This window comes from Streptococcus oriscaviae (assembly GCF_018137985.1).
GTDB classification, from domain to species: Bacteria; Bacillota; Bacilli; order Lactobacillales; family Streptococcaceae; genus Streptococcus; species Streptococcus oriscaviae.
The window spans coordinates 1036252-1057072 of sequence record NZ_CP073084.1 but is presented as its reverse complement, the minus strand read 5'-3'; the positions used below and the strand labels follow the sequence as shown (position 1 = coordinate 1057072).

The 20821-nt window shown below is 45.3% G+C and carries 14 protein-coding genes, 11 tRNA genes and 3 rRNA genes; 25 read left to right on the top strand and 3 right to left on the bottom strand.

All coding sequences use genetic code 11. The features are described 5' to 3' along the window. Nucleotides 1-12: 12 nt before the first annotated feature. The 25 genes from INT76_RS05365 to INT76_RS05245 all read left to right on the top strand — a co-directional run bounded on the left by INT76_RS05365 (nt 13) and on the right by INT76_RS05245 (nt 17926). The gene (locus INT76_RS05365) at nt 13-915 is read left to right on the top strand and encodes an ABC transporter permease (protein ID WP_212572943.1); all 903 of its coding nucleotides are present in this window, start codon (nt 13-15) and stop codon (nt 913-915) included. Between the two features lie 299 nt (nt 916-1214). After that, nucleotides 1215-2771, top strand: a 16S ribosomal RNA gene (locus tag INT76_RS05360). A 196-nt stretch (nt 2772-2967) separates the two neighbouring features. Continuing rightward, nucleotides 2968-3040, top strand: a tRNA-Ala gene (locus INT76_RS05355). 519 nt (nt 3041-3559) lie between these two features. Further along, nucleotides 3560-6463, top strand: a 23S ribosomal RNA gene (locus tag INT76_RS05350). A gap of 91 nt (nt 6464-6554) precedes the next feature. Then, nucleotides 6555-6670 (top strand): 5S ribosomal RNA (gene rrf / locus INT76_RS05345). Together the 16S, 23S and 5S rRNA genes with 11 tRNA genes alongside form the textbook arrangement of a ribosomal RNA operon. Nucleotides 6671-6712: 42 nt before the next feature. Beyond that, a tRNA-Val gene (locus tag INT76_RS05340) sits at nt 6713-6785 on the top strand. An 82-nt stretch (nt 6786-6867) separates the two neighbouring features. After that, nucleotides 6868-6940, top strand: a tRNA-Asp gene (locus INT76_RS05335). 52 nt (nt 6941-6992) lie between these two features. After that, nucleotides 6993-7065 (top strand) — tRNA-Lys (locus INT76_RS05330). A 4-nt stretch (nt 7066-7069) separates the two neighbouring features. Beyond that, nucleotides 7070-7151: transfer RNA gene (locus INT76_RS05325), tRNA-Leu, on the top strand. A 14-nt stretch (nt 7152-7165) separates the two neighbouring features. After that, a tRNA-Thr gene (locus INT76_RS05320) sits at nt 7166-7238 on the top strand. 6 nt (nt 7239-7244) lie between these two features. After that, a tRNA-Gly gene (locus tag INT76_RS05315) sits at nt 7245-7316 on the top strand. Between the two features lie 8 nt (nt 7317-7324). Further along, a tRNA-Leu gene (locus INT76_RS05310) sits at nt 7325-7408 on the top strand. A gap of 12 nt (nt 7409-7420) precedes the next feature. After that, nucleotides 7421-7494 (top strand) — tRNA-Arg (locus tag INT76_RS05305). A 47-nt stretch (nt 7495-7541) separates the two neighbouring features. Further along, nucleotides 7542-7615 (top strand) — tRNA-Pro (locus tag INT76_RS05300). Between the two features lie 102 nt (nt 7616-7717). Beyond that, nucleotides 7718-7791 (top strand) — tRNA-Arg (locus INT76_RS05295). Nucleotides 7792-7928: 137 nt separating this feature from the next. Beyond that, nucleotides 7929-8252, top strand: a complete 324-nt coding sequence (locus INT76_RS05290; protein WP_212572942.1) for a PadR family transcriptional regulator — start codon at nt 7929-7931, stop codon at nt 8250-8252. Continuing rightward, complete coding sequence (locus INT76_RS05285; protein WP_212572941.1) at nt 8242-8754, top strand: DUF2812 domain-containing protein; 513 nt, start codon at nt 8242-8244, stop codon at nt 8752-8754. The genes INT76_RS05290 and INT76_RS05285 overlap by 11 nt, the downstream gene beginning before the upstream one ends. Then, nucleotides 8754-8912 (top strand): hypothetical protein, encoded by a 159-nt coding sequence (locus INT76_RS05280; RefSeq protein WP_212572940.1) that lies wholly within the window; start codon nt 8754-8756, stop codon nt 8910-8912. Before INT76_RS05285 ends, INT76_RS05280 begins: the two co-directional genes overlap by 1 nt. 173 nt (nt 8913-9085) lie before the next feature. Beyond that, a complete protein-coding gene (gene hrcA, locus INT76_RS05275; RefSeq protein ID WP_212572939.1) occupies nt 9086-10120 on the top strand; it encodes a heat-inducible transcriptional repressor HrcA in 1035 nt (344 codons plus the stop codon). 149 nt (nt 10121-10269) lie between these two features. Continuing rightward, the gene (gene grpE, locus INT76_RS05270; protein WP_212572938.1) at nt 10270-10782 is read left to right on the top strand and encodes a nucleotide exchange factor GrpE; all 513 of its coding nucleotides are present in this window, start codon (nt 10270-10272) and stop codon (nt 10780-10782) included. Nucleotides 10783-10876: 94 nt separating this feature from the next. Next, nucleotides 10877-12700: a molecular chaperone DnaK gene (gene dnaK / locus INT76_RS05265; protein ID WP_212572937.1), complete on the top strand. Its 1824-nt coding sequence runs from the start codon at nt 10877-10879 to the stop codon at nt 12698-12700. Between the two features lie 511 nt (nt 12701-13211). Beyond that, nucleotides 13212-14348 carry a molecular chaperone DnaJ gene (gene dnaJ, locus INT76_RS05260; RefSeq protein ID WP_212572936.1) on the top strand — a complete coding sequence of 379 codons (1137 nt, stop codon included), beginning with the start codon at nt 13212-13214 and terminating at the stop codon, nt 14346-14348. Nucleotides 14349-14418: 70 nt separating this feature from the next. Then, on the top strand, nt 14419-15864 hold the full coding sequence (locus tag INT76_RS05255) for an amidase (protein ID WP_212572935.1): 1446 nt from the start codon (nt 14419-14421) through the stop codon (nt 15862-15864). 123 nt (nt 15865-15987) lie between these two features. Continuing rightward, entirely contained in the window at nt 15988-16872 is an 885-nt protein-coding gene (locus INT76_RS05250) for a transporter substrate-binding domain-containing protein (RefSeq protein ID WP_212572934.1), read from the top strand. A gap of 382 nt (nt 16873-17254) precedes the next feature. Continuing rightward, the gene (locus INT76_RS05245; protein ID WP_212572933.1) at nt 17255-17926 is read left to right on the top strand and encodes an amino acid ABC transporter permease; all 672 of its coding nucleotides are present in this window, start codon (nt 17255-17257) and stop codon (nt 17924-17926) included. Nucleotides 17927-17968: 42 nt separating this feature from the next. Here the strand turns inward: INT76_RS05245 and INT76_RS05240 are convergent, their stop codons facing one another. The 3 genes from INT76_RS05240 to INT76_RS05230 form a co-directional block, all read right to left on the bottom strand. Further along, a complete protein-coding gene (locus tag INT76_RS05240) occupies nt 17969-18178 on the bottom strand; it encodes a helix-turn-helix domain-containing protein (protein ID WP_212572932.1) in 210 nt (69 codons plus the stop codon). Nucleotide 18179: 1 nt separating this feature from the next. Beyond that, nucleotides 18180-18704, bottom strand: a complete 525-nt coding sequence (locus tag INT76_RS05235) for a hypothetical protein (protein ID WP_212572931.1) — start codon at nt 18702-18704, stop codon at nt 18180-18182. 136 nt (nt 18705-18840) lie between these two features. Further along, nucleotides 18841-20712, bottom strand: coding sequence for a heavy metal translocating P-type ATPase (locus INT76_RS05230; RefSeq protein WP_212572924.1), 1872 nt, complete (start codon nt 20710-20712; stop codon nt 18841-18843). Nucleotides 20713-20821: the final 109 nt, after the last annotated feature.

Sequence of the window (20821 nt, the reverse complement as noted above, 5' to 3'; positions counted from 1 at the left end):
GGAGAAGTCAAAGTGAGTAAAGAAACAAAGAAACAACAACAAACGGCTTCTACTCCTCCAGGTGGATTCCGTATTATCGCTCGGGAGTTTATGAAAGATAAGGTAGCCCTAGGTTCCCTTATCCTCCTCGTAACCATTTTGTTAACGGTCTTTATCGGAGCGGCCTTGCTGAATCAAGAAGAGGTTATGAAAGTAAACTTGATGGGCCGTTATCTAGAGCCGGGAGTCGATGGCTTCATTCTTGGAACAGATGAAGGTGGTAAAGACATCTTCGGTCAGCTGATTATCGGTGCTCGTAATTCCATTCTTATCGGATTTTCGATTACCATTATTACAAGTTTTATCGGTGTATCGCTCGGTATTATTTCTGGATACTACGGCGGACGCATTGATGGCTTCCTCATGCGGGTCGTTGACTTTATCATGATTCTGCCGATGACAATGATGATTATTGTGTTTGTAACAGTTATCAAAAACTATACTATCTATCATTTCATCCTCATCATGAGTGCCTTTTATTGGACTTTCAAAGCCCGTTTGTTCCGGACAAGAACACTATCAGAATCTCGTTTAGACTACGTTAGTGCTTCAAAAACTCTGGGTTCAAGTGACTTCATGATTATGTTCAGAGAAATCTTGCCGAACTTGAGCTCCCTCATCATCGTTAACCTAACCTTGAACTTTGCAGGGAATATTGGTATTGAAACTTCTTTGACCTACCTTGGTTTTGGTCTACCATCAACCGTACCAAGTTTAGGAACCCTGATTTCAAACGCCCGCAATGCTGACATCTTGGAAAACAAAACCTGGATTTGGCTACCTGCGGCTCTGTTTATCCTTGTAATGATGCTCTGCATCAACTATATCGGCCAAGCCTTCCAACGTGCTGCCGATGCAAAACAACGTTTGGGATAATAACAAACCGACCTAGCCGGGTCGGTTTTTGCTATTCTGATATAATCTGGCAAAAACAACCATCGGCGACGGCCACGAAAAAAATCACGAAAAAATTCAAAAAAAGGAGAAAAAGTAGTTGACAGGGTCGTAGGTATCTGATATACTGATATAGTTGTCGCCTGATGAGGGCGAGCACAAGACCTTTGAAAATTAAAGAAGACGAACCAAACGTGCAGGGTGATTTATCTAAGAGATAAATCGTCAATGACAAAACAATAAACGGATAAGCCAGAGTGCTTAGCCGGACAAACGATTATTTAAATGAGAGTTTGATCCTGGCTCAGGACGAACGCTGGCGGCGTGCCTAATACATGCAAGTGGAACGCATGGTGGATACCGGAGCTTGCTCCACCATTCATCATGAGTCGCGAACGGGTGAGTAACGCGTAGGTAACCTGCCTCATAGCGGGGGATAACTATTGGAAACGATAGCTAATACCGCATAACAGTATTTATCGCATGGTAAATACTTGAAAGGAGCAAATGCTTCACTATGAGATGGACCTGCGTTGTATTAGCTAGTTGGTGGGGTAACGGCTCACCAAGGCGACGATACATAGCCGACCTGAGAGGGTGATCGGCCACACTGGGACTGAGACACGGCCCAGACTCCTACGGGAGGCAGCAGTAGGGAATCTTCGGCAATGGGGGGAACCCTGACCGAGCAACGCCGCGTGAGTGAAGAAGGTTTTCGGATCGTAAAGCTCTGTTGTAAGAGAAGAACGAGTGTGAGAGTGGAAAGTTCACACAGTGACGGTAACTTACCAGAAAGGGACGGCTAACTACGTGCCAGCAGCCGCGGTAATACGTAGGTCCCGAGCGTTGTCCGGATTTATTGGGCGTAAAGCGAGCGCAGGCGGTTTGATAAGTCTGAAGTAAAAGGCTGTGGCTTAACCATAGTACGCTTTGGAAACTGTCAAACTTGAGTGCAGAAGGGGAGAGTGGAATTCCATGTGTAGCGGTGAAATGCGTAGATATATGGAGGAACACCGGTGGCGAAAGCGGCTCTCTGGTCTGTAACTGACGCTGAGGCTCGAAAGCGTGGGTAGCGAACAGGATTAGATACCCTGGTAGTCCACGCCGTAAACGATGAGTGCTAGGTGTTGGGTCCTTTCCGGGACTCAGTGCCGCAGCTAACGCATTAAGCACTCCGCCTGGGGAGTACGGCCGCAAGGCTGAAACTCAAAGGAATTGACGGGGGCCCGCACAAGCGGTGGAGCATGTGGTTTAATTCGAAGCAACGCGAAGAACCTTACCAGGTCTTGACATCCCGATGCCCGCTCTAGAGATAGAGTTTTACTTCGGTACATCGGTGACAGGTGGTGCATGGTTGTCGTCAGCTCGTGTCGTGAGATGTTGGGTTAAGTCCCGCAACGAGCGCAACCCCTATTGTTAGTTGCCATCATTAAGTTGGGCACTCTAGCGAGACTGCCGGTAATAAACCGGAGGAAGGTGGGGATGACGTCAAATCATCATGCCCCTTATGACCTGGGCTACACACGTGCTACAATGGCTGGTACAACGAGTCGCAAGTCGGTGACGGCAAGCTAATCTCTTAAAGCCAGTCTCAGTTCGGATTGTAGGCTGCAACTCGCCTACATGAAGTCGGAATCGCTAGTAATCGCGGATCAGCACGCCGCGGTGAATACGTTCCCGGGCCTTGTACACACCGCCCGTCACACCACGAGAGTTTGTAACACCCGAAGTCGGTGAGGTAACCTATTAGGAGCCAGCCGCCTAAGGTGGGATAGATGATTGGGGTGAAGTCGTAACAAGGTAGCCGTATCGGAAGGTGCGGCTGGATCACCTCCTTTCTAAGGAAATGGAAACCTGTACGTTAGTCTTCTTTAATTTTGAGAGGTCTTGTGGGGCCTTAGCTCAGCTAAGCGAAACCGTTAGGTTGAAGCTTTGTCGAAACTAGCGGAGCTAGTGCACGACAGGGACCAGCGTCTCAAGAAATGATATTATATCGAAACAATTAAATACGTTAACAGGTACATTAACATGTACGGGGCCTTAGCTCAGCTGGGAGAGCGCCTGCTTTGCACGCAGGAGGTCAGCGGTTCGATCCCGCTAGGCTCCATTATCTAGGATACAAAGAGATGTTCGGCTTGCCGACATTTCTGTAGAAAAATAGGGAACTGACGCAGTGTGCTTGACACACAAGGCAGTTCATCATTTTTCCTAAGAAATGAATCTCGTGTTCAACTAGATAAGATGATATTTGAATACGAACCTAAACTTTCTAGGAATAAGTCGAAACCATCTAGTGTCTTATGGACACGTCGCTGGTTCACTCCTTATTCTACGCAAGTTTTGCGCAAGTCGCACCGGTTCTTAATATCATGTATTTGTCCATTGAAAATTGAATATCTATCAAACAATCCTGATATATCTGAGAAGATATATTAAGAATAGTAACAAGAAAATAAACCGAAAACGCTGTGACTATTTAATGAGTTTAAACAAGTTACGAAGACGTTAAGAAATCCGTATGAAAATAGGAAACTAACGCAGTGTGTCTTGCACACAAGTCAGTTTATCATTTTCACTAGGATTTTAGTCTGAGTACAATTTCTAGTTTAGAAAAAACTAGTAATAAGGTTAAGTTAATAAGGGCGCACGGTGGATGCCTTGGCACTAGGAGCCGATGAAGGACGTGACAAACGACGAAATGCTTTGGGGAGCTGTAAGTGAGCATTGATCCAGAGATGTCCGAATGGGGGAACCCACTAGCTACTGGCTAGTATCCCTACCTGTTAAGGGTAGCGGAGGGAAGACGCAGTGAACTGAAACATCTAAGTAGCTGCAGGAAGAGAAAGCAAAAGCGATTGCCTTAGTAGCGGCGAGCGAAAAGGCAGGAGGGCAAACCGAGAAGTTTACTTCTCGGGGTTGTAGGACTGTAACGTGGACGGATAGAGTATAGAAGAATGGCATGGGAAGGTCAGCCAAAGAGAGTGAGAGCCTCGTATTCGAAATAGTCTATCTACCTAACAGTATCCTGAGTACGGCGAGACACGCGAAATCTCGTCGGAATCTGGGAGGACCATCTCCCAACCCTAAATACTCCCTAGTGACCGATAGTGAACCAGTACCGTGAGGGAAAGGTGAAAAGCACCCCGGAAGGGGAGTGAAATAGAACCTGAAACCGTGTGCCTACAAGAAGTTCGAGCCCGTTAATGGGTGAGAGCGTGCCTTTTGTAGAATGAACCGGCGAGTTACGATATGATGCGAGGTTAAGTTGAAGAGACGGAGCCGTAGGGAAACCGAGTCTGAAAAGGGCGGATTAGTATTATGTCGTAGACCCGAAACCATGTGACCTACCCATGAGCAGGTTGAAGGTGCGGTAAGACGCACTGGAGGACCGAACCAGGGCACGTTGAAAAGTGCTTGGATGACTTGTGGGTAGCGGAGAAATTCCAAACGAACTTGGAGATAGCTGGTTCTCTCCGAAATAGCTTTAGGGCTAGCGTCGATATGTAAGAATCTTGGAGGTAGAGCACTGTTTGGATGAGGGGGCCATCTCGGTTTACTGATTTCAGATAAACTCCGAATGCCAACGATTCATGATCGGCAGTCAGACTGCGAGTGCTAAGATCCGTAGTCGAAAGGGAAACAGCCCAGACCACCAGCTAAGGTCCCAAAATAATTGTTAAGTGGAAAAGGATGTGGGGTTGCACAGACAACTAGGATGTTAGCTTAGAAGCAGCTATTCATTCAAAGAGTGCGTAATAGCTCACTAGTCGAGTGACCCTGCGCCGAAAATGTACCGGGGCTAAAACAATTTACCGAAGCTGTGGATAACACTTAGGTGTTATGGTAGGAGAGCGTTCTATGTGTGGAGAAGGTATACCGTGAGGAGTGCTGGAACGCATAGAAGTGAGAATGCCGGTATGAGTAGCGCAAGATGGGTGAGAATCCCATCCACCGTAAGACTAAGGTTTCCAGGGGAAGGCTCGTCCGCCCTGGGTTAGTCGGGACCTAAGGAGAGACCGAAGGGTGTATCCGATGGACAACAGGTTGATATTCCTGTACTAGAGTATGAAGTGATGGAGGGACGCAGTAGGCTAACTAAACCCAGCGAATGGAAGTGCTGGGCTAAGCAGTGAGGTGTGAAATGAGTCAAATGCTTATTTCTGTAACATTGAGCTGTGATGGGGAGCGAAGATTAGTAGCGAAGTTAGTGACGTCACACTGCCGAGAAAAGCTTCTAGCGTTGTATCATACTCTACCCGTACCGCAAACCGACACAGGTAGTCGAGGCGAGTAGCCTCAGGTGATCGAGAGAACTCTCGTTAAGGAACTCGGCAAAATGACCCCGTAACTTCGGGAGAAGGGGTGCTCAGCTAAGCTGAGCCGCAGTGAATAGGCCCAAGCAACTGTTTATCAAAAACACAGCTCTCTGCTAAATCGTAAGATGATGTATAGGGGGTGACGCCTGCCCGGTGCTGGAAGGTTAAGAGGAGGGTTTAGCGTAAGCGAAGATCTGAATTGAAGCCCCAGTAAACGGCGGCCGTAACTATAACGGTCCTAAGGTAGCGAAATTCCTTGTCGGGTAAGTTCCGACCCGCACGAAAGGCGTAATGATTTGGGCACTGTCTCAACGAGAGACTCGGTGAAATTTTAGTACCTGTGAAGATGCAGGTTACCCGCGACAGGACGGAAAGACCCCATGGAGCTTTACTGCAGTTTGATATTGAGTATCTGTACCACATGTACAGGATAGGTAGGAGCCAATGAAGTCGGGACGCCAGTTTCGACAGAGGCGCTGTTGGGATACTACCCTTGTGTTATGGCTACTCTAACCCGGTAGGTTTATCATCTACGGAGACAGTGTCTGACGGGCAGTTTGACTGGGGCGGTCGCCTCCTAAAAGGTAACGGAGGCGCCCAAAGGTTCCCTCAGATTGGTTGGAAATCAATCGCAGAGTGTAAAGGTATAAGGGAGCTTGACTGCGAGAGCTACAACTCGAGCAGGGACGAAAGTCGGGCTTAGTGATCCGGTGGTTCCGTATGGAAGGGCCATCGCTCAACGGATAAAAGCTACCCTGGGGATAACAGGCTTATCTCCCCCAAGAGTTCACATCGACGGGGAGGTTTGGCACCTCGATGTCGGCTCGTCGCATCCTGGGGCTGTAGTCGGTCCCAAGGGTTGGGCTGTTCGCCCATTAAAGCGGCACGCGAGCTGGGTTCAGAACGTCGTGAGACAGTTCGGTCCCTATCCGTCGCGGGCGTAGGAAATTTGAGAGGATCTGCTCCTAGTACGAGAGGACCAGAGTGGACTTACCGCTGGTGTACCAGTTGTCTCGCCAGAGGCATCGCTGGGTAGCTATGTAGGGAAGGGATAAACGCTGAAAGCATCTAAGTGTGAAACCCACCTCAAGATGAGATTTCCCATAACTTTATGTTAGTAAGAGCCCTGAGAGAAGATCAGGTAGATAGGTTGGGAGTGGAAGCGTGGCGACATGTGAAGCGGACCAATACTAATCGCTCGAGGACTTATCCGAAGAAAAGTCCAGCATCGGTTATCTTGTAGGTAGATATTCAATTTTGAGTTGACAAATATGGAAGAATATTTTATACTCAGACAGTAACGAGTTAAGTGACGATAGCCTAGGAGATACACCTGTACCCATGCCGAACACAGCAGTTAAGCCCTAGAACGCCTGAAGTAGTTGGGGGTTGCCCCCTGTGAGATACGGTAGTCGCTTAGCACATAGGGAGTTTAGCTCAGTTGAGTTAGGCTCTTTACCCTTGGGAGTTTAGCTCAGCTGGGAGAGCATCTGCCTTACAAGCAGAGGGTCAGCGGTTCGATCCCGTTAACTCCCATAAGTTATGAAGACATTAAGAAATCCGTACAAGAAAAGGAAGTTTATCTTTTACTAGGATTTTAGTCTGAATACAATTAATAGGTCCCGTAGTGTAGCGGTTATCACGTCGCCCTGTCACGGCGAAGATCGCGGGTTCGATTCCCGTCGGGACCGTTCAAAATGTCTGGGAGACATTTTGAAGAAGTAAGAAGAATAGATTGATTCAGACTCGTTAGCTCAGTTGGTAGAGCAATTGACTTTTAATCAATGGGTCGCTGGTTCGAGCCCAGCACGAGTCATTATGCGGGTTTGGCGGAATTGGCAGACGCACCAGATTTAGGATCTGGCGCTTTCGGGCGTGGGGGTTCAAGTCCCTTAACCCGCATAGGAAAGAAATAAGCCGGCTTAGCTCAGTTGGTAGAGCATCTGATTTGTAATCAGAGGGTCGCGTGTTCAAGTCATGTAGCCGGCATTCAATGCGAACGTAGTTCAGTGGTAGAACACCACCTTGCCAAGGTGGGGGTCGCGGGTTCGAATCCCGTCGTTCGCTTAGGCGAGGCCGGGGTGGCGGAACAGGCAGACGCACAGGACTTAAAATCCTGCGATGGCAACATCGTACCGGTTCGATCCCGGTCCTCGGCATAGTAATAGAGCGCACCCTTAGCTCAACTGGATAGAGTACCTGACTACGAATCAGGCGGTTAGAGGTTCGACTCCTCTAGGGTGCATGACTCGCTTAATGGCAACATTAGGGGAGATTTATTTTTAATGGCATCGGGAAGTAGCTCAGCTTGGTAGAGTACTTGGTTTGGGACCAAGGTGTCGCAGGTTCGAATCCTGTCTTCCCGATTATCGATTATGAGTTAAGCAACAAGAAAGTGGGTTGCTTTTTTTCTTTTTCTTGACAATTTTAAAATAATTCTATATAGTAAAGATATAAAATTGAAATGCGCACCCTTAGCTCAACTGGATAGAGTACCTGACTACGAATCAGGCGGTTAGAGGTTCAACTCCTCTAGGGTGCATGACGAATCACCGAGAGTGTTTTTCAGAATATTATTTGACGAGAAGATGAGTTCTTCTCTTTTTTCTTGACGGATATATCGAAGTGCGATATAATATATACATCGAAGTTCGATACATTGTGGTACAAGGGGAAACTATGAACGATAAGTTAAAGCGAGTCTATGTCCCTATGACAGAAACTGCCTTCTATATCCTTTTTCATTTGCAGGAAGAGCGGCATGGGTATGAGATTACACAAAAGACAAAGGAGATGACCGCTGGTCAAGTTGTTATCAGTCCTGGAACCATGTACGGAACCTTGTCCAAGATGGAAAAGGATGGCCTGATTGTATTTGTCAGAGAAGAAGATAAAAGGAAATTCTATCATATAACGGATGTGGGACAGGAAATCTTAGAGATAGAACTAGCCAGGATTGAACGCCTCTATTGGAATAGCAAGGGGGAAAGTTATGGAAACTAAGACAGAAATGCGTTTCTTTTTCCTACCGGATTTTGAAAAGGAAGAAGAATACTTGGCTAAGCAGCACCGTCAAGGGTGGAAGTTTGTGCAAAATCACCTTGGTTCTCTATTTGTTTTTGAAAAATGCCAGCCAGAAGAGGTAGTATATCAGTTGGATTTCAAGCCCGGAGGACAGGATAAGTCCGAGTATATCCAGATGTTCGCAGACTATGGTTGGGACTATATTGGTGACTGCAATCACTTTTCCTATTTTAGGAAAAATCGAACCTTAGGTGAAGTTGAAATTTACAGCGACCTTCAGAGTAAACTGGAAATGATTGGCCGTATAATCAGTAGACAATTCTTGCTTGGATTGTTCTTGCTTATCTTGTTTATATTGCTGTTTTATTTTTTAAAGATGCCTACAGCTATTGTTAGTATGGCAACCATGACCGTTCCAATCTTGCTTTATTGCTTGGTAGGTTTGTTACGTTTGCGTCGGAAGTATAAGGAGGTAGGATAATGAATACACAGAAACAAATCGCAGTTATCATCAATGTGCTTGCTATTTTTGCAGTGATTTTTCTAAATCGAAATAGCTTTATTAGTTTGATTGCTATAACCTTGATTATGATCTTGAATTTTTGGAATTTATTACGATTAAAAGAGAAAAAGGGTTGATGTTCTCAGACTTTAGACCGATTTTTAGCACTCTAGGTAAAAGAGTGCTAATTTTTTGGTTTTTTTCTCTTGACAATCCATTTTTTCGGCGTATAATGGGAGTATATAGTTTAGCACTCGACATGCCAGAGTGCTAACGTTAAAAATCAATCGTGTTCATGAAAGGAGCGAAGATGATCACCCAACGTCAAAATGATATTTTGAACCTGATTGTTGAATTGTTTACGCGCCATCATGAGCCAGTTGGTTCTAAGGCCTTGCAGGAGATGATTGCTTCTAGTTCTGCCACTATTCGCAATGATATGGCCAAGCTGGAACAATTGGGTTTGCTAGAAAAAGCCCATACATCAAGTGGGCGGATGCCCAGTCGGGCTGGTTTTCAGTACTTTGTCAATCACTCGCTCAACTTGGAACACATCAATGAAGAAGATGTTTATCAGGTAGTCAAAGCCTTTGACTTTGAAGCCTTCAAACTAGAGGACATTTTGGAACGTGCAAGTGCAGTCTTGGCAGATTTGACAGGCTATACATCAGTCATCTTAGATGTGGAGCCGACTAATCAACAGTTAACATCCTTTGATGTCGTGCGTTTGAGCAATCACGATGCCCTAGCAGTTTTGACTTTGGATCAATCCAAGCCTGTCACGGTTCAGTTTGCGATTCCAAAGAACTTTTTGATTAAGGACTTGGAAGTGCTTAAGCGTCTGGTTGATGAACGCTTCGTTGGACAGACAGTCTTGTCTATCCACTACAAGCTGCGGACAGAGATTCCTCAGGTGGTGCAGCGCTACTTTACCACAACAGATAATGTCTTGGATTTGATGGACTACATTTTTTCCAATCTCTTCCGAGAATTGGTCTTTATCAGCGGAAAAGTCGCCTCGCTTACTTATGGCAATCTCGCCACCTATCAGCTCTTGGATAGTCCGCAAGTTTTGGCAACAGAGCTACGGGCAGGTTTGGGACAAGACCAGCAGACCAGTATCACAGTGGCAGAACACAGCGATCCGGCTCTTGCAGATGTAACGGTCATCCATCATCGTTTTCCAATCCCCTATCGGGATATGGCCCAGATGAGTTTACTTGGCCCTGTTGATATGGACTACCGTAGGCAGATGAGTTTGATCAACATTATCAGCCGCGTCTTATTTATGAAATTAACCGATTACTATCGTTATCTGAGCAGTAATCATTATGAGGTCAATTAAGATGTGAGGGCGTGAAGGAAACGATTGAAAAATAGGAGATTGACGCGGTGTCATCAGACACAAGGAAATCTATCTTTTTTCTGAGTTTCTAGCCCGAACTCAATTTATTAGTTGTCAAAGTAATAATAGAAAATGAAGAGGTGAACAACTTGTCAGAAGAAATCAAAAATGAAGAAATCGTAGAAGAGGTTGAGGCAACAGAAGAAGTTGTTGAAACTCCTGAAAAATCAGAACTGGATTTGGCAAAGGAGCGAGCAGAGGAATTTGAAAACAAGTACCTTCGTGCCCACGCTGAAATGCAAAATATCCAACGCCGAGCCAACGAGGAACGCCAGACCATTCAGCGTTACCGTTCGCAAGACTTGGCCAAGAAAATCTTGCCGAGCTTGGATAACTTGGAGCGTGCCCTTCAAGTCGAAGGTTTGACAGAAGATGTCAAAAAGGGCATTGAGATGGTACAGGAAAGCTTGATTCAAGCCCTTAAAGAAGAAGGAGTGGAAGAAGTCGCAACAGACATCTTTGATCCAAATCTCCACATGGCTGTCCAAACGGTTCCAGCAGATGATGAACACCCAGCAGATAGCATTGCACAGGTTTTCCAAAAAGGCTACACCTTGCATGAACGCTTGCTGAGACCAGCTATGGTGGTGGTTTACAACTAAGATTAGCAAAGCAGCTCTGCCATTTTCAAAAAAACTTGACCGAAATGTCGTTAAACTAGACAAAAATGAAAGTAAATAAAAAGAGGTAAAAACAATGTCTAAAATCATCGGTATTGACTTAGGTACAACTAACTCAGCAGTTGCAGTTCTTGAAGGAACTGAATCAAAAATCATCGCAAACCCAGAAGGGAACCGCACAACTCCATCTGTTGTTTCTTTCAAAAATGGTGAAATCATCGTTGGTGATGCGGCAAAACGCCAAGCAGTGACTAACCCAGATACCATCATCTCTATCAAATCAAAAATGGGAACTTCTGAAAAAGTTTCAGCAAATGGTAAAGAGTACACACCACAAGAAATTTCAGCTATGATCCTTCAATACTTGAAAGGTTATGCAGAAGATTATCTTGGTGAAAAAGTAACCAAAGCCGTTATCACAGTTCCAGCTTACTTCAACGACGCCCAACGTCAAGCAACAAAAGACGCTGGTAAAATCGCTGGTCTTGAAGTAGAACGTATCGTCAACGAGCCAACTGCAGCAGCTCTTGCTTATGGTTTGGATAAGACTGACAAAGACGAGAAAATCTTGGTATTCGACCTTGGTGGTGGTACCTTCGACGTATCTATCCTTGAACTTGGTGACGGCGTCTTCGATGTACTTGCAACTGCAGGTGACAACAAGCTCGGTGGTGATGACTTTGACCAAAAGATTATCGACCACATGGTAGCAGAGTTCAAGAAAGAAAACGGCATCGACTTGTCAGCTGACAAGATGGCCCTTCAACGTTTGAAAGATGCGGCTGAAAAAGCCAAGAAAGATTTGTCAGGTGTAACCTCAACTCAAATCAGCCTGCCGTTCATCACTGCTGGTGCAGCAGGTCCACTTCACTTGGAAATGACCTTGACGCGTGCGAAATTCGACGAATTGACTTACGACCTTGTTGAACGTACAAAAATTCCTGTTCGCCAAGCCCTTTCAGATGCAGGCCTTAGCTTGTCAGAAATTGACGAAGTTATCCTCGTCGGTGGTTCAACTCGTATTCCAGCCGTTGTAGAAGCAGTCAAGGCTGAAACTGGTAAAGAGCCAAACAAATCTGTAAACCCTGACGAAGTGGTTGCTATGGGTGCGGCAATCCAAGGTGGTGTCATCACTGGTGATGTCAAAGACGTTGTTCTTCTTGATGTAACGCCATTGTCACTTGGTATCGAAACAATGGGTGGTGTATTTACAAAACTCATCGACCGCAACACTACCATCCCAACTTCTAAATCACAAGTCTTCTCAACTGCAGCAGACAACCAGCCAGCTGTTGATATCCACGTTCTTCAAGGTGAGCGTCCAATGGCAGCGGACAACAAGACTCTTGGTCGTTTCCAATTGACTGACATCCCTGCAGCACCTCGTGGTATTCCACAAATCGAAGTAACATTTGACATTGACAAGAACGGTATCGTTTCTGTAAAAGCCAAAGACCTTGGTACGCAAAAAGAACAAACCATCGTTATCCAATCTAACTCAGGTTTGACAGATGAAGAAATCGACCGCATGATGAAAGATGCAGAAGCAAACGCTGAAGCAGATAAGAAACGTAAGGAAGAAGTGGATCTTCGTAACGATGTGGACCAAGCAATCTTTGCGACTGAGAAAACTCTTAAAGAAACTGAAGGCAAAGGCTTCGACGCAGAACGCGACCAAGCCCAGGCAGCTCTTGACGAGTTGAAAGCAGCTCAAGAAGCAAACAACTTGGACGACATGAAGGCTAAACTTGAAAACCTCAACGAAAAAGCCCAAGCCCTTGCAGTGAAACTCTACGAGCAAGCCGCAGCAGCACAACAAGCAGCCGCAGACCAAGAAGGTGCCCAAACAGCTGGCAACGCAGGTGATGATGTGGTAGACGGCGAGTTTACTGAAAAGTAAGTCAAGATGTGAGAGCGTTAAAAGAACGACAGAAAAATAGAAACTTGACGCTGAATGCTTGCATTCAAGGAAAGTTATCTTTTTTCCGATGTTCCTAGCTAGAACTCAGTTCTCATCTTCTCGAGAATCAAACATTAGTCAATCAAGATTCCAATCACAGAGGTTGCTACTCAGCCTCTGTTTTTGGGTAAATACCCACCCAACTCTTACAGAAAGGAAAGTGTTCGTAATCGAACACGGGCTACTTTCAACATTCTAAAGAAAGGAATACAAGTTCGGTTATTCGAACACAGGCTAAAAACCTAGTGAAAAAGATAAACTTCCTAGTGTGTTAGACACACTGCGTCAGTTTCCTGTTTTTACTTTTCCTAAATTAATATAGAAAGGAACGAGTTCTTAATTGAACACGGGCTACGGACTGTGCCAAAAAGATAGTTTTTCCTAGGACAGTGAGGTCCTGCGTCAAAACTCCTATTTTGGCTGTGTCCGCTTTACGCCCTTAGTATCTTATATGAACAATACAGAATATTACGATCGTCTGGGCGTTTCTAAGAGCGCTTCGCAAGACGAGATTAAAAAAGCTTATCGTAAGCTTTCAAAAAAATACCATCCAGACATCAACAAGGAACCGGGTGCGGAAGATAAGTACAAGGAAGTTCAAGAGGCCTATGAAACTCTGAGTGATCCACAAAAACGTTCTGCCTATGATCAATACGGTCCAGCTGGAGCTAACGGTGGCTTCGGTGGCGGAGCAGGTGGTTTTGGTGGTTTTGACGGAGCTGGTTTTGGTGGCTTTGAGGACATCTTCTCTAGTTTCTTCGGTGGAGGCGGTGCTAGTCGCAATCCAAATGCTCCGCGTCAGGGTGATGACCTTCAATATCGTGTTAATCTCAAGTTTGAAGAGGCTATTTTTGGAGTGGATAAAGAGGTTAGCTACCATCGTGAGGCAACCTGTCGGACTTGTACGGGAACAGGAGCGAAACAAGGAACCAGTCCAGTCACCTGTGGTCGTTGCCATGGTTCAGGGGTTATCAATGTAGACACCCAAACACCGTTGGGAACTATGCGTCGCCAGATGACATGTGATGTCTGTCATGGTCGAGGCAAACAAATTAAGGATCCTTGTCAAACCTGCCACGGAACAGGTCATGAAAAACAAGCCCATACGGTAACGGTTAAAGTACCAGCTGGTGTTGAAACCGGTCAAAAAATCCGTCTTGCTGGTCAAGGAGAAGCGGGCTTTAATGGAGGCCCATATGGTGATCTCTATGTGGTCATCCAAGTTCAAGCTTCGGATAAATTTGAGCGTGAAGGTACAACGATTCACTACAAGCTCAACCTGAACTTTGTCCAAGCAGCCTTAGGAGACACTGTTCATGTGCCAACTGTTCACGGGGATGTAGACTTGGTTATCCCTGAAGGGACACAGACAGGGAAGAAATTCCGTCTGAAAGGGAAAGGGGCACCTAGCCTACGCGGTGGCAGTGTCGGCGACCAATACGTTACCATCAATGTTGTCACCCCAACCAACCTCAATGAACGTCAAAAAGCAGCCTTGAAAGATTTTGCTGCTGCAGGAAACATTCACGTTCAACCTCATAAAAAAGGATTCTTTGACAAGGTAAAGGATGCTTTTGAAGATTTGTAAGAAAGAGTCAGTAAGCCTAGCTTGCTGATTTTTTTCATTCGTGGTAAGCTTAACAGGCGGAGGTGGAGGAATGTGGAAAGATGCAAGTAGCATGGCAGCGGCAGTCAATGCTAAACAGGTTTCTGCCAAGGAATTGGTAGAAGATGCCATTGATAAAATTGAAAGATTGAACCCTCGGCTCAACGCTGTGGTCAGCAAGCAATATGACAAGGCTTTGGCAGAAGCAAGTCGAAAAGACCATCTGAGGAAGCCGTTTGCAGGAGTTCCATTCTTGCTAAAAGATTTAGGGCAAAATGAAGCAGGAGAAGTATCAACAGCAGGGTCACGCTTATTCGCTCGTCACCGTGCTAGAGAAACCGATTGCTACGTCAAGGCCTTAAAGGACCTGGGCTTTATTATCTTGGGGCGAACCAATACCCCAGAGTTTGGTTTTAAGAACATTTCAGATTCGAGTCTTCATGGAAGGGTGCAGTTACCTAGAGATCTAAGTCGAAATGCAGGAGGCTCAAGCGGTGGTGCTGCGGCAGCCCTTTCTTCTGGTATGGTTCCAATTGCAGCTGCCTCTGATGGTGGTGGCTCTATTCGGATTCCGGCTAGTTTTAATGGACTGATAGGATTAAAACCTACTCGGGGAAGAATTCCGGTTGGTCCGCACTCTTATCGCGGTTGGCAAGGAGCTTCCGTCCATTTTGCTCTTACGCAGTCGGTTCGAGATACGAAACGCCTGCTCTGGTATGTGCAAGATTATCAGGTAGAAGCTCCGTTTCCCTTAGCTCCCTTATCGAGAGAGGATCTGTTTGAGGCGAAAAAGAAGCCGCTGACCATTGCTTACTCGACGGTTTCCCCTATTGGCAGTCAGGTTTCAAAAGAAGCTCAGCAAGCTGTGTACCAGTTAGTGCCTATCCTAGAAGTATTGGGGCATAGGGTGGTTGAATTAAAAAAACCTGTACTGGATGGGATAGAGGCGATGCAATCTTACTACCTAATGAACAGTGTAGAAACAGCCCAGATGTTTGATGGGATAGAGTCTATGTTAGGACGAGCCCTTACTCTAGATGATATGGAAGTGATGACCTGGGCGATTTACCAGAGCGGGCAAACAATTCTGGCTAAAGATTATTCAAAAATTTTGCAGGACTGGGATAATTACAGTGCCCAAATGGCACGATTTCATGAGAGCTATGATTTACTCTTGACCCCTACGGTAGCAGATGTTGCTCCAAAACATGGTCAATTTGATTTGAGCGATGATATGAAAAATCGTTTAATCCATATAGGAGAGTACTCAACGGTGGAGCAGCAGGAACTCATTTGGAAGATGTTTGAAGACAGTTTATCTTGGACTCCTTTTACCCAACAGGCCAATCTGACAGGTCAGCCAGCCCTTAGTTTACCGGTCTATGAAACACCAGAGGGTCTGCCGATTGGTGTGCAACTGCTTGCTGCCAAGGGGCGTGAGGATCTTCTTTTACATGTGGCAGAAGAGTTAGAGGGGAATGGCTGCTTTAAAATTTAGCGGAATACATTTTTCGGTTCAAATAATTGCGTATCAGATGTGAATATGTTACCCTATAAAAGTTGGTGATGTAACACCAAGAGAAAATGATAGGGAGCAAGAAGCTCCTAAAGGAGATTGATTATGTTGAAAAAGTTTTTCGCTTCAGCCTTGCTAGTTTCTTCTCTGGCTTTGGCAGCTTGTGCCAATACAGGTACTAGCACCTCTAGTTCATCTGCGGAACAAACTGAGTGGGAGCGTGTTGAAGCAGCAGGCGTTTTAAAAGTTGCTACTCCAGGCACTCTTTATCCGACTTCTTATTACAATGATAAGAATGAGTTGGTTGGTTATGAGATTGAGATGATGAACGAAATTGGGAAACGTTTAGGCGTCGAGATTGAATACCAAGAAATCGGTGTAGCAGAGGCCTTTACTGCGGTTGATAGTGGTAAGGTAGATGTGGCAGTTAATAACTTTGATACTACGCCAGAACGGTTGGAGAAGTACAACATTTCAACCCCGTATAAATACTCTGTGGGCGGTTACATTGTCCGTGAAGATGGTTCTTCGGGAATGGAAGCAGCTGATTTGAGCGACTGGGAAGGTAAGAAAGCTGGTGGCGGTGCTGGTACTCAGTATATGAAAATTGCTAAGAAATTAGGTGCTGAGCCGGTTATCTATGACAATGTGACCAACGATGTCTACTTGCGTGATGTATCAACAGGTCGTACAGATTTTATTCCAAATGATTACTATACTCAAGTAATGGCTATCAAATGGGTAAATGCTAATTTCCCAGATATCAAGGTGAAAATGGGAACTGCCAAATACAATCCAACTGAACAAGGGATTGTAATGAGCAAGACAGATACTAGCTTAAAGGAAAAATTAGACCAAGTAATCAATGACATGAAAGAAGACGGAACTCTTCTTGCGATTTCTGAAAAATACTATGCTGGCCAAGATTTGACCAAGGCTATCGAAGGTGCAGAAAATCTTCCGGTGATTGATACTTCAGATGTAGAATAAACAAAAGGGAGTGGAAAGAACTCTGAGAAGTGATGAGTCTGGGTTCAAGCCCAGCGCCACTTCTCAGAGTTCGTGTCAACATCTCGGCGCAGTGGTTGATTGGCTTTAACAGTACAGGTTGGAGATAAGATTTGCAAAGCAAATCTCCGTAATTTGTATTTACACTCCAAATCGGACCTCTACGACTGACGCGAACAGAGTTCGCTTCATTTCCAAGCTCAAAAGGGGCATTGAATCTTTTGAGCTGTGCGGGGTGGGAGTAAAATAGTCCAGTGGACTATTTTAGCCCGAACCTGTCATTTTGGAAGTGAGGGGAACTCTTTTTTATCTGTCGCGTTCTTTCCCGTTTCCTCTTTTTAAACGACAAAGAAAAGGAGAGCCTATGAACCTCAATTGGCAGGCCATTTTTAATATTGATATTGCGAGGGAGGCCATTCCTAAAATCTTGGAGGGCTTGCCTTACACCCTTTCTCTCTCTTTGGTTGGGTTTGCTTTGGGAACCTTTTGTGGTTTCTTTGTTGCCTTGATGCGGATGTCCAAATTTGCTCCCTTGCGCTGGTTGGCTATGGCCCATATCTCCCTTATGCGGGGAATCCCATTGATGGTACTCCTGTTCTTTATCTACTTCGGCTTACCTTTCATGGGCCTGCAATTGGATGCTATTACGGCTTCTATTATCGCCTTTACCTCCATGTCCAGCGCCTATATTTCGGAGATTATCCGCTCGTCCTTATCGGCGATTGATAGGGGTCAGTGGGAGGCGGCTTGCTCGCTAGGACTCAAAAAACCTGTTATTTACCGCAAGATTATCATTCCACAGGCCTTTCGGATTGCTCTTCCGCCCCTCAGTAATGTCCTACTGGATATGGTCAAGAGCACCTCGCTGACAGCCATGATTACCGTACCAGAGATTTTCAACAAGGCAAAGATTGTTGGTGGGGCCAAGTCAGACTACATGACAGTGTACATCTGTGTAGCTCTTATTTATTGGGGGATTTGCACCCTCTATGCACTGGGGCAACTGCATTTGGAAAAGCGCTTGGCGACCTATTAAAAAGCAAAAGTCATCAGGGATGGCTTTTGCTTTTTAGGTTTCTTATTCTTTCACATATTCTAAAATATCTCCCGGTTGACACTCTAAAATCCGACAAATGCTCATCAGGGTATTGAAGCGAATGCCTTTGGCTTTTCCTGTTTTGAGAATGGAGAGATTGGCCTCTGTGATGCCGATTTGTTCTGCCAAGTCCTTGGAGGTCACCTGCCGATCTTTCAGTACCTTGTCTAGGTTGATTCGAATCATTTCCATATCAAATAAACTCGCTATTCTCGGTTTCTAGTTTTTGTCCTTTTTGGACAAGATGCCAGACAAAGTAGGTTAGGAAGATAAAGAGGGCATTAAGGATAAAATCAGACCAACGAAGATTGAGGAAGTTGTAAGGGCCTGTGGCCTTTGTCAGGAAAATCAAAGCTGTTAAGCCAAGCTGACTAGCAGTCAGAGTGAGTAGGCTGAAAAAGAGTTTCCGATACAGTTCGAGACTAGATGATGCGAAATAATCTTCTTCAAGAAGTAGTTTGCATACTTTTTGAACTAGACGGGCGATATGGCTAATGCTGAATAAAATCAGTACAATCAGCCCTGTTGTTAAAAGAATGAGCCAACTACCAATCTGGTCAATGGGCTTGTTAAAGGTGTATTCCCAAGATTGGACCACAAATGAATCTCCCCTCAGACCGGCTAATGTGAAGGAAACATAGAGAGTAATTAAAAAGTAGAAGAAGAAACGAACCCCGGTGGCCAACCAGCCTGCCGCTTTAATCAAACTTGTTTTCATAGCTAACCTCCAAATTATTATTGTTTTATAATAATTTTATTCTTAAGATTATTATAAAACAATAATTTCAAGAAGGCAAGTCTTTTTATGAAAATAGATTAAATGAAAGCCACCAAAATGTAACTGGTGGCTAAGTTTATTTAAAATACAAGAGTCTCAGTCCGTTCAAAATGACTAGAATGGTAGAGCCTTCATGTCCGACAACACCGAGGGGGAGGTTGATGGATTGGAAAAGGTTAGAGAGGATGAGGATAGCGATGACAGAGAGAGCGAAAACGATATTTTGTTTAATGATGTTTCGCATTTTTTTAGATAAACGGATGGAGTAAGGAATGCGAGTCAAGTCTTCCATCAGGACAATATCAGCAGATTCTATCGCAATATCTGTACCGCTTCCCATGGCATAGCTGACATCGGCCTGAGCTAAGGCGGGTGCATCATTGATCCCATCGCCGACCATACCAACGGATGAAAATTCTTTTTGTAGGCTCTGAATGACAGAAGCCTTATCTGTTGGCAGGCAGTTGGCAATCACGCGTTCAATTCCCAGCTGCTCAGCTACATAGCGGGCTGTTTTTTCTTGGTCGCCCGTCAGGAGAATAGGTGTCACCCCCATTTCTTTCAACTGAGCAACGAGCGTCTTGCTCTCAGGTTTTAGGCCATCTTCCACCAGAAAAATAGCTACCAGCCTATCGTTTTGGCTGACATAGACCAGGGTTTTGCCACTGCTTTCAGCGTCGTGAATAGTCTGAGCAAGCTCATCTGACGGTGGGTTTATCAGGTCCTTCCCTACAAAATCCTTCTTGCCGATTTTCCAGAAATCCCCCTGATAGCTAGCTGTAAACCCATTACCAGTGATGTCTTGGATGGTGTCAAGGGGAATGGCAGAGCTGTCAACGGTGTAGGCGAGCAGAGCTTGAGCGATAGGGTGGCTGGATTGTTTTTCAACAGCTTGAACAAGCTGTTTGATAACTTGTTGGTCCCCCAGATAGATGGCATTTGTGACTTGGGGTTTCCCTAGGGTAAGTGTTCCTGTCTTGTCAAAGACGATGGCCTCAAGATTGGCGATTCTATCTGCAATGTTGCCACCTTTGATAATCATACCTTTTCGTGCAGCACGACTGATGGCAGAAAGTGTCGCCGGTGAGGAACTTGCAACGAGCGCACATGGAGAGGCAATCGTCAGAAGAATCATGCCGCGATAAAAAGCGGTCAGCCAATCCCAGCCGAGTGCAAAGTGGACAAAGAGAATAAAGAGGGGAACGATGAGCAAGACTGCCTTGACATAGCTGTCTTCCATATTTTCAATGAAGGTAGCTGTTTTGGACTTGGATTCTTGGGCGTTTTCAACCATTTGAACGATTTTGTCAAAGAGGGCATCCCCTTTTTCGGCGGTAACTTGAATGGTAATGGTCGGACCTTGGTTGATGGTTCCGCCAGTAACCGCCGCACCTTCTGTCTTCTCAGCAGGTAGGGGTTCACCTGTAATCATGGATTCGTCAAAGACGGAGTGGGGGCTCAGGAGGGTGCCGTCCATAGGCACAGTGTCTCCTTTGCGGACTTGCAGGAGGTCTCCGATATGGATGGCATCTGTTTCGAGGACACTGATTTTGCCGTCAGCTTCAATCTTGCGGGCTGTTGGGGGTGTCAGGTTCATGAGGGCAGCAATGGCGTTGCGACTTTTTTCCATGGCCAACTCTTCTAAGGTTGAAGATAGGGAAAAGATGAAGATGAGGAGAGCTCCCTCCATCCAGTAACCGATGATACCAGAGCCAATGGCTGCCAAAATCATAAGCAGATCGACGGAGAGATGCTTGTCAACTAGTAATTCAGTTATCCCTTCCTTGGCGGATTGGTAGCCTCCAATGGCAAAAGCGATGATGAAAAACATCGCTGCAGTACTATCGGAAGTGGTCTGTAAGAGCGCAATGCCGATTAAGATGAAGAGGAGGCAGATGCCGGTTGTTAAGATATGTAGGTGTTGTTTAATCGATGAAACGAGTGTCATGAGTTGTCTCCTTAATTAGAACAATTCTTGTTAATTTAATTATAACAATTATAAATAAAAAGCCAAGTTATTTTAGAATTATTCTAAATAAGATTTGTCAGACATTTTT

What these genes read in the sequence shown, in the direction of transcription:
- INT76_RS05250 (WP_212572934.1), top strand. Translation starts at nt 15,988, where the DNA reads ATGTTGAAAAAGTTTTTCGCTTCAGCCTTGCTAGTTTCTTCTCTGGCT.
- INT76_RS05240 (WP_212572932.1), bottom strand. Translation starts at nt 18,178, where the DNA reads ATGGAAATGATTCGAATCAACCTAGACAAGGTACTGAAAGATCGGCAG.
- hrcA (WP_212572939.1), top strand. Translation starts at nt 9,086, where the DNA reads ATGATCACCCAACGTCAAAATGATATTTTGAACCTGATTGTTGAATTG.
- INT76_RS05290 (WP_212572942.1), top strand. Translation starts at nt 7,929, where the DNA reads ATGAACGATAAGTTAAAGCGAGTCTATGTCCCTATGACAGAAACTGCC.
- INT76_RS05255 (WP_212572935.1), top strand. Translation starts at nt 14,419, where the DNA reads ATGTGGAAAGATGCAAGTAGCATGGCAGCGGCAGTCAATGCTAAACAG.
- dnaK (WP_212572937.1), top strand. Translation starts at nt 10,877, where the DNA reads ATGTCTAAAATCATCGGTATTGACTTAGGTACAACTAACTCAGCAGTT.
- INT76_RS05235 (WP_212572931.1), bottom strand. Translation starts at nt 18,704, where the DNA reads ATGAAAACAAGTTTGATTAAAGCGGCAGGCTGGTTGGCCACCGGGGTT.
- INT76_RS05245 (WP_212572933.1), top strand. Translation starts at nt 17,255, where the DNA reads ATGAACCTCAATTGGCAGGCCATTTTTAATATTGATATTGCGAGGGAG.
- INT76_RS05285 (WP_212572941.1), top strand. Translation starts at nt 8,242, where the DNA reads ATGGAAACTAAGACAGAAATGCGTTTCTTTTTCCTACCGGATTTTGAA.
- INT76_RS05230 (WP_212572924.1), bottom strand. Translation starts at nt 20,712, where the DNA reads ATGACACTCGTTTCATCGATTAAACAACACCTACATATCTTAACAACC.
- dnaJ (WP_212572936.1), top strand. Translation starts at nt 13,212, where the DNA reads ATGAACAATACAGAATATTACGATCGTCTGGGCGTTTCTAAGAGCGCT.
- INT76_RS05280 (WP_212572940.1), top strand. Translation starts at nt 8,754, where the DNA reads ATGAATACACAGAAACAAATCGCAGTTATCATCAATGTGCTTGCTATT.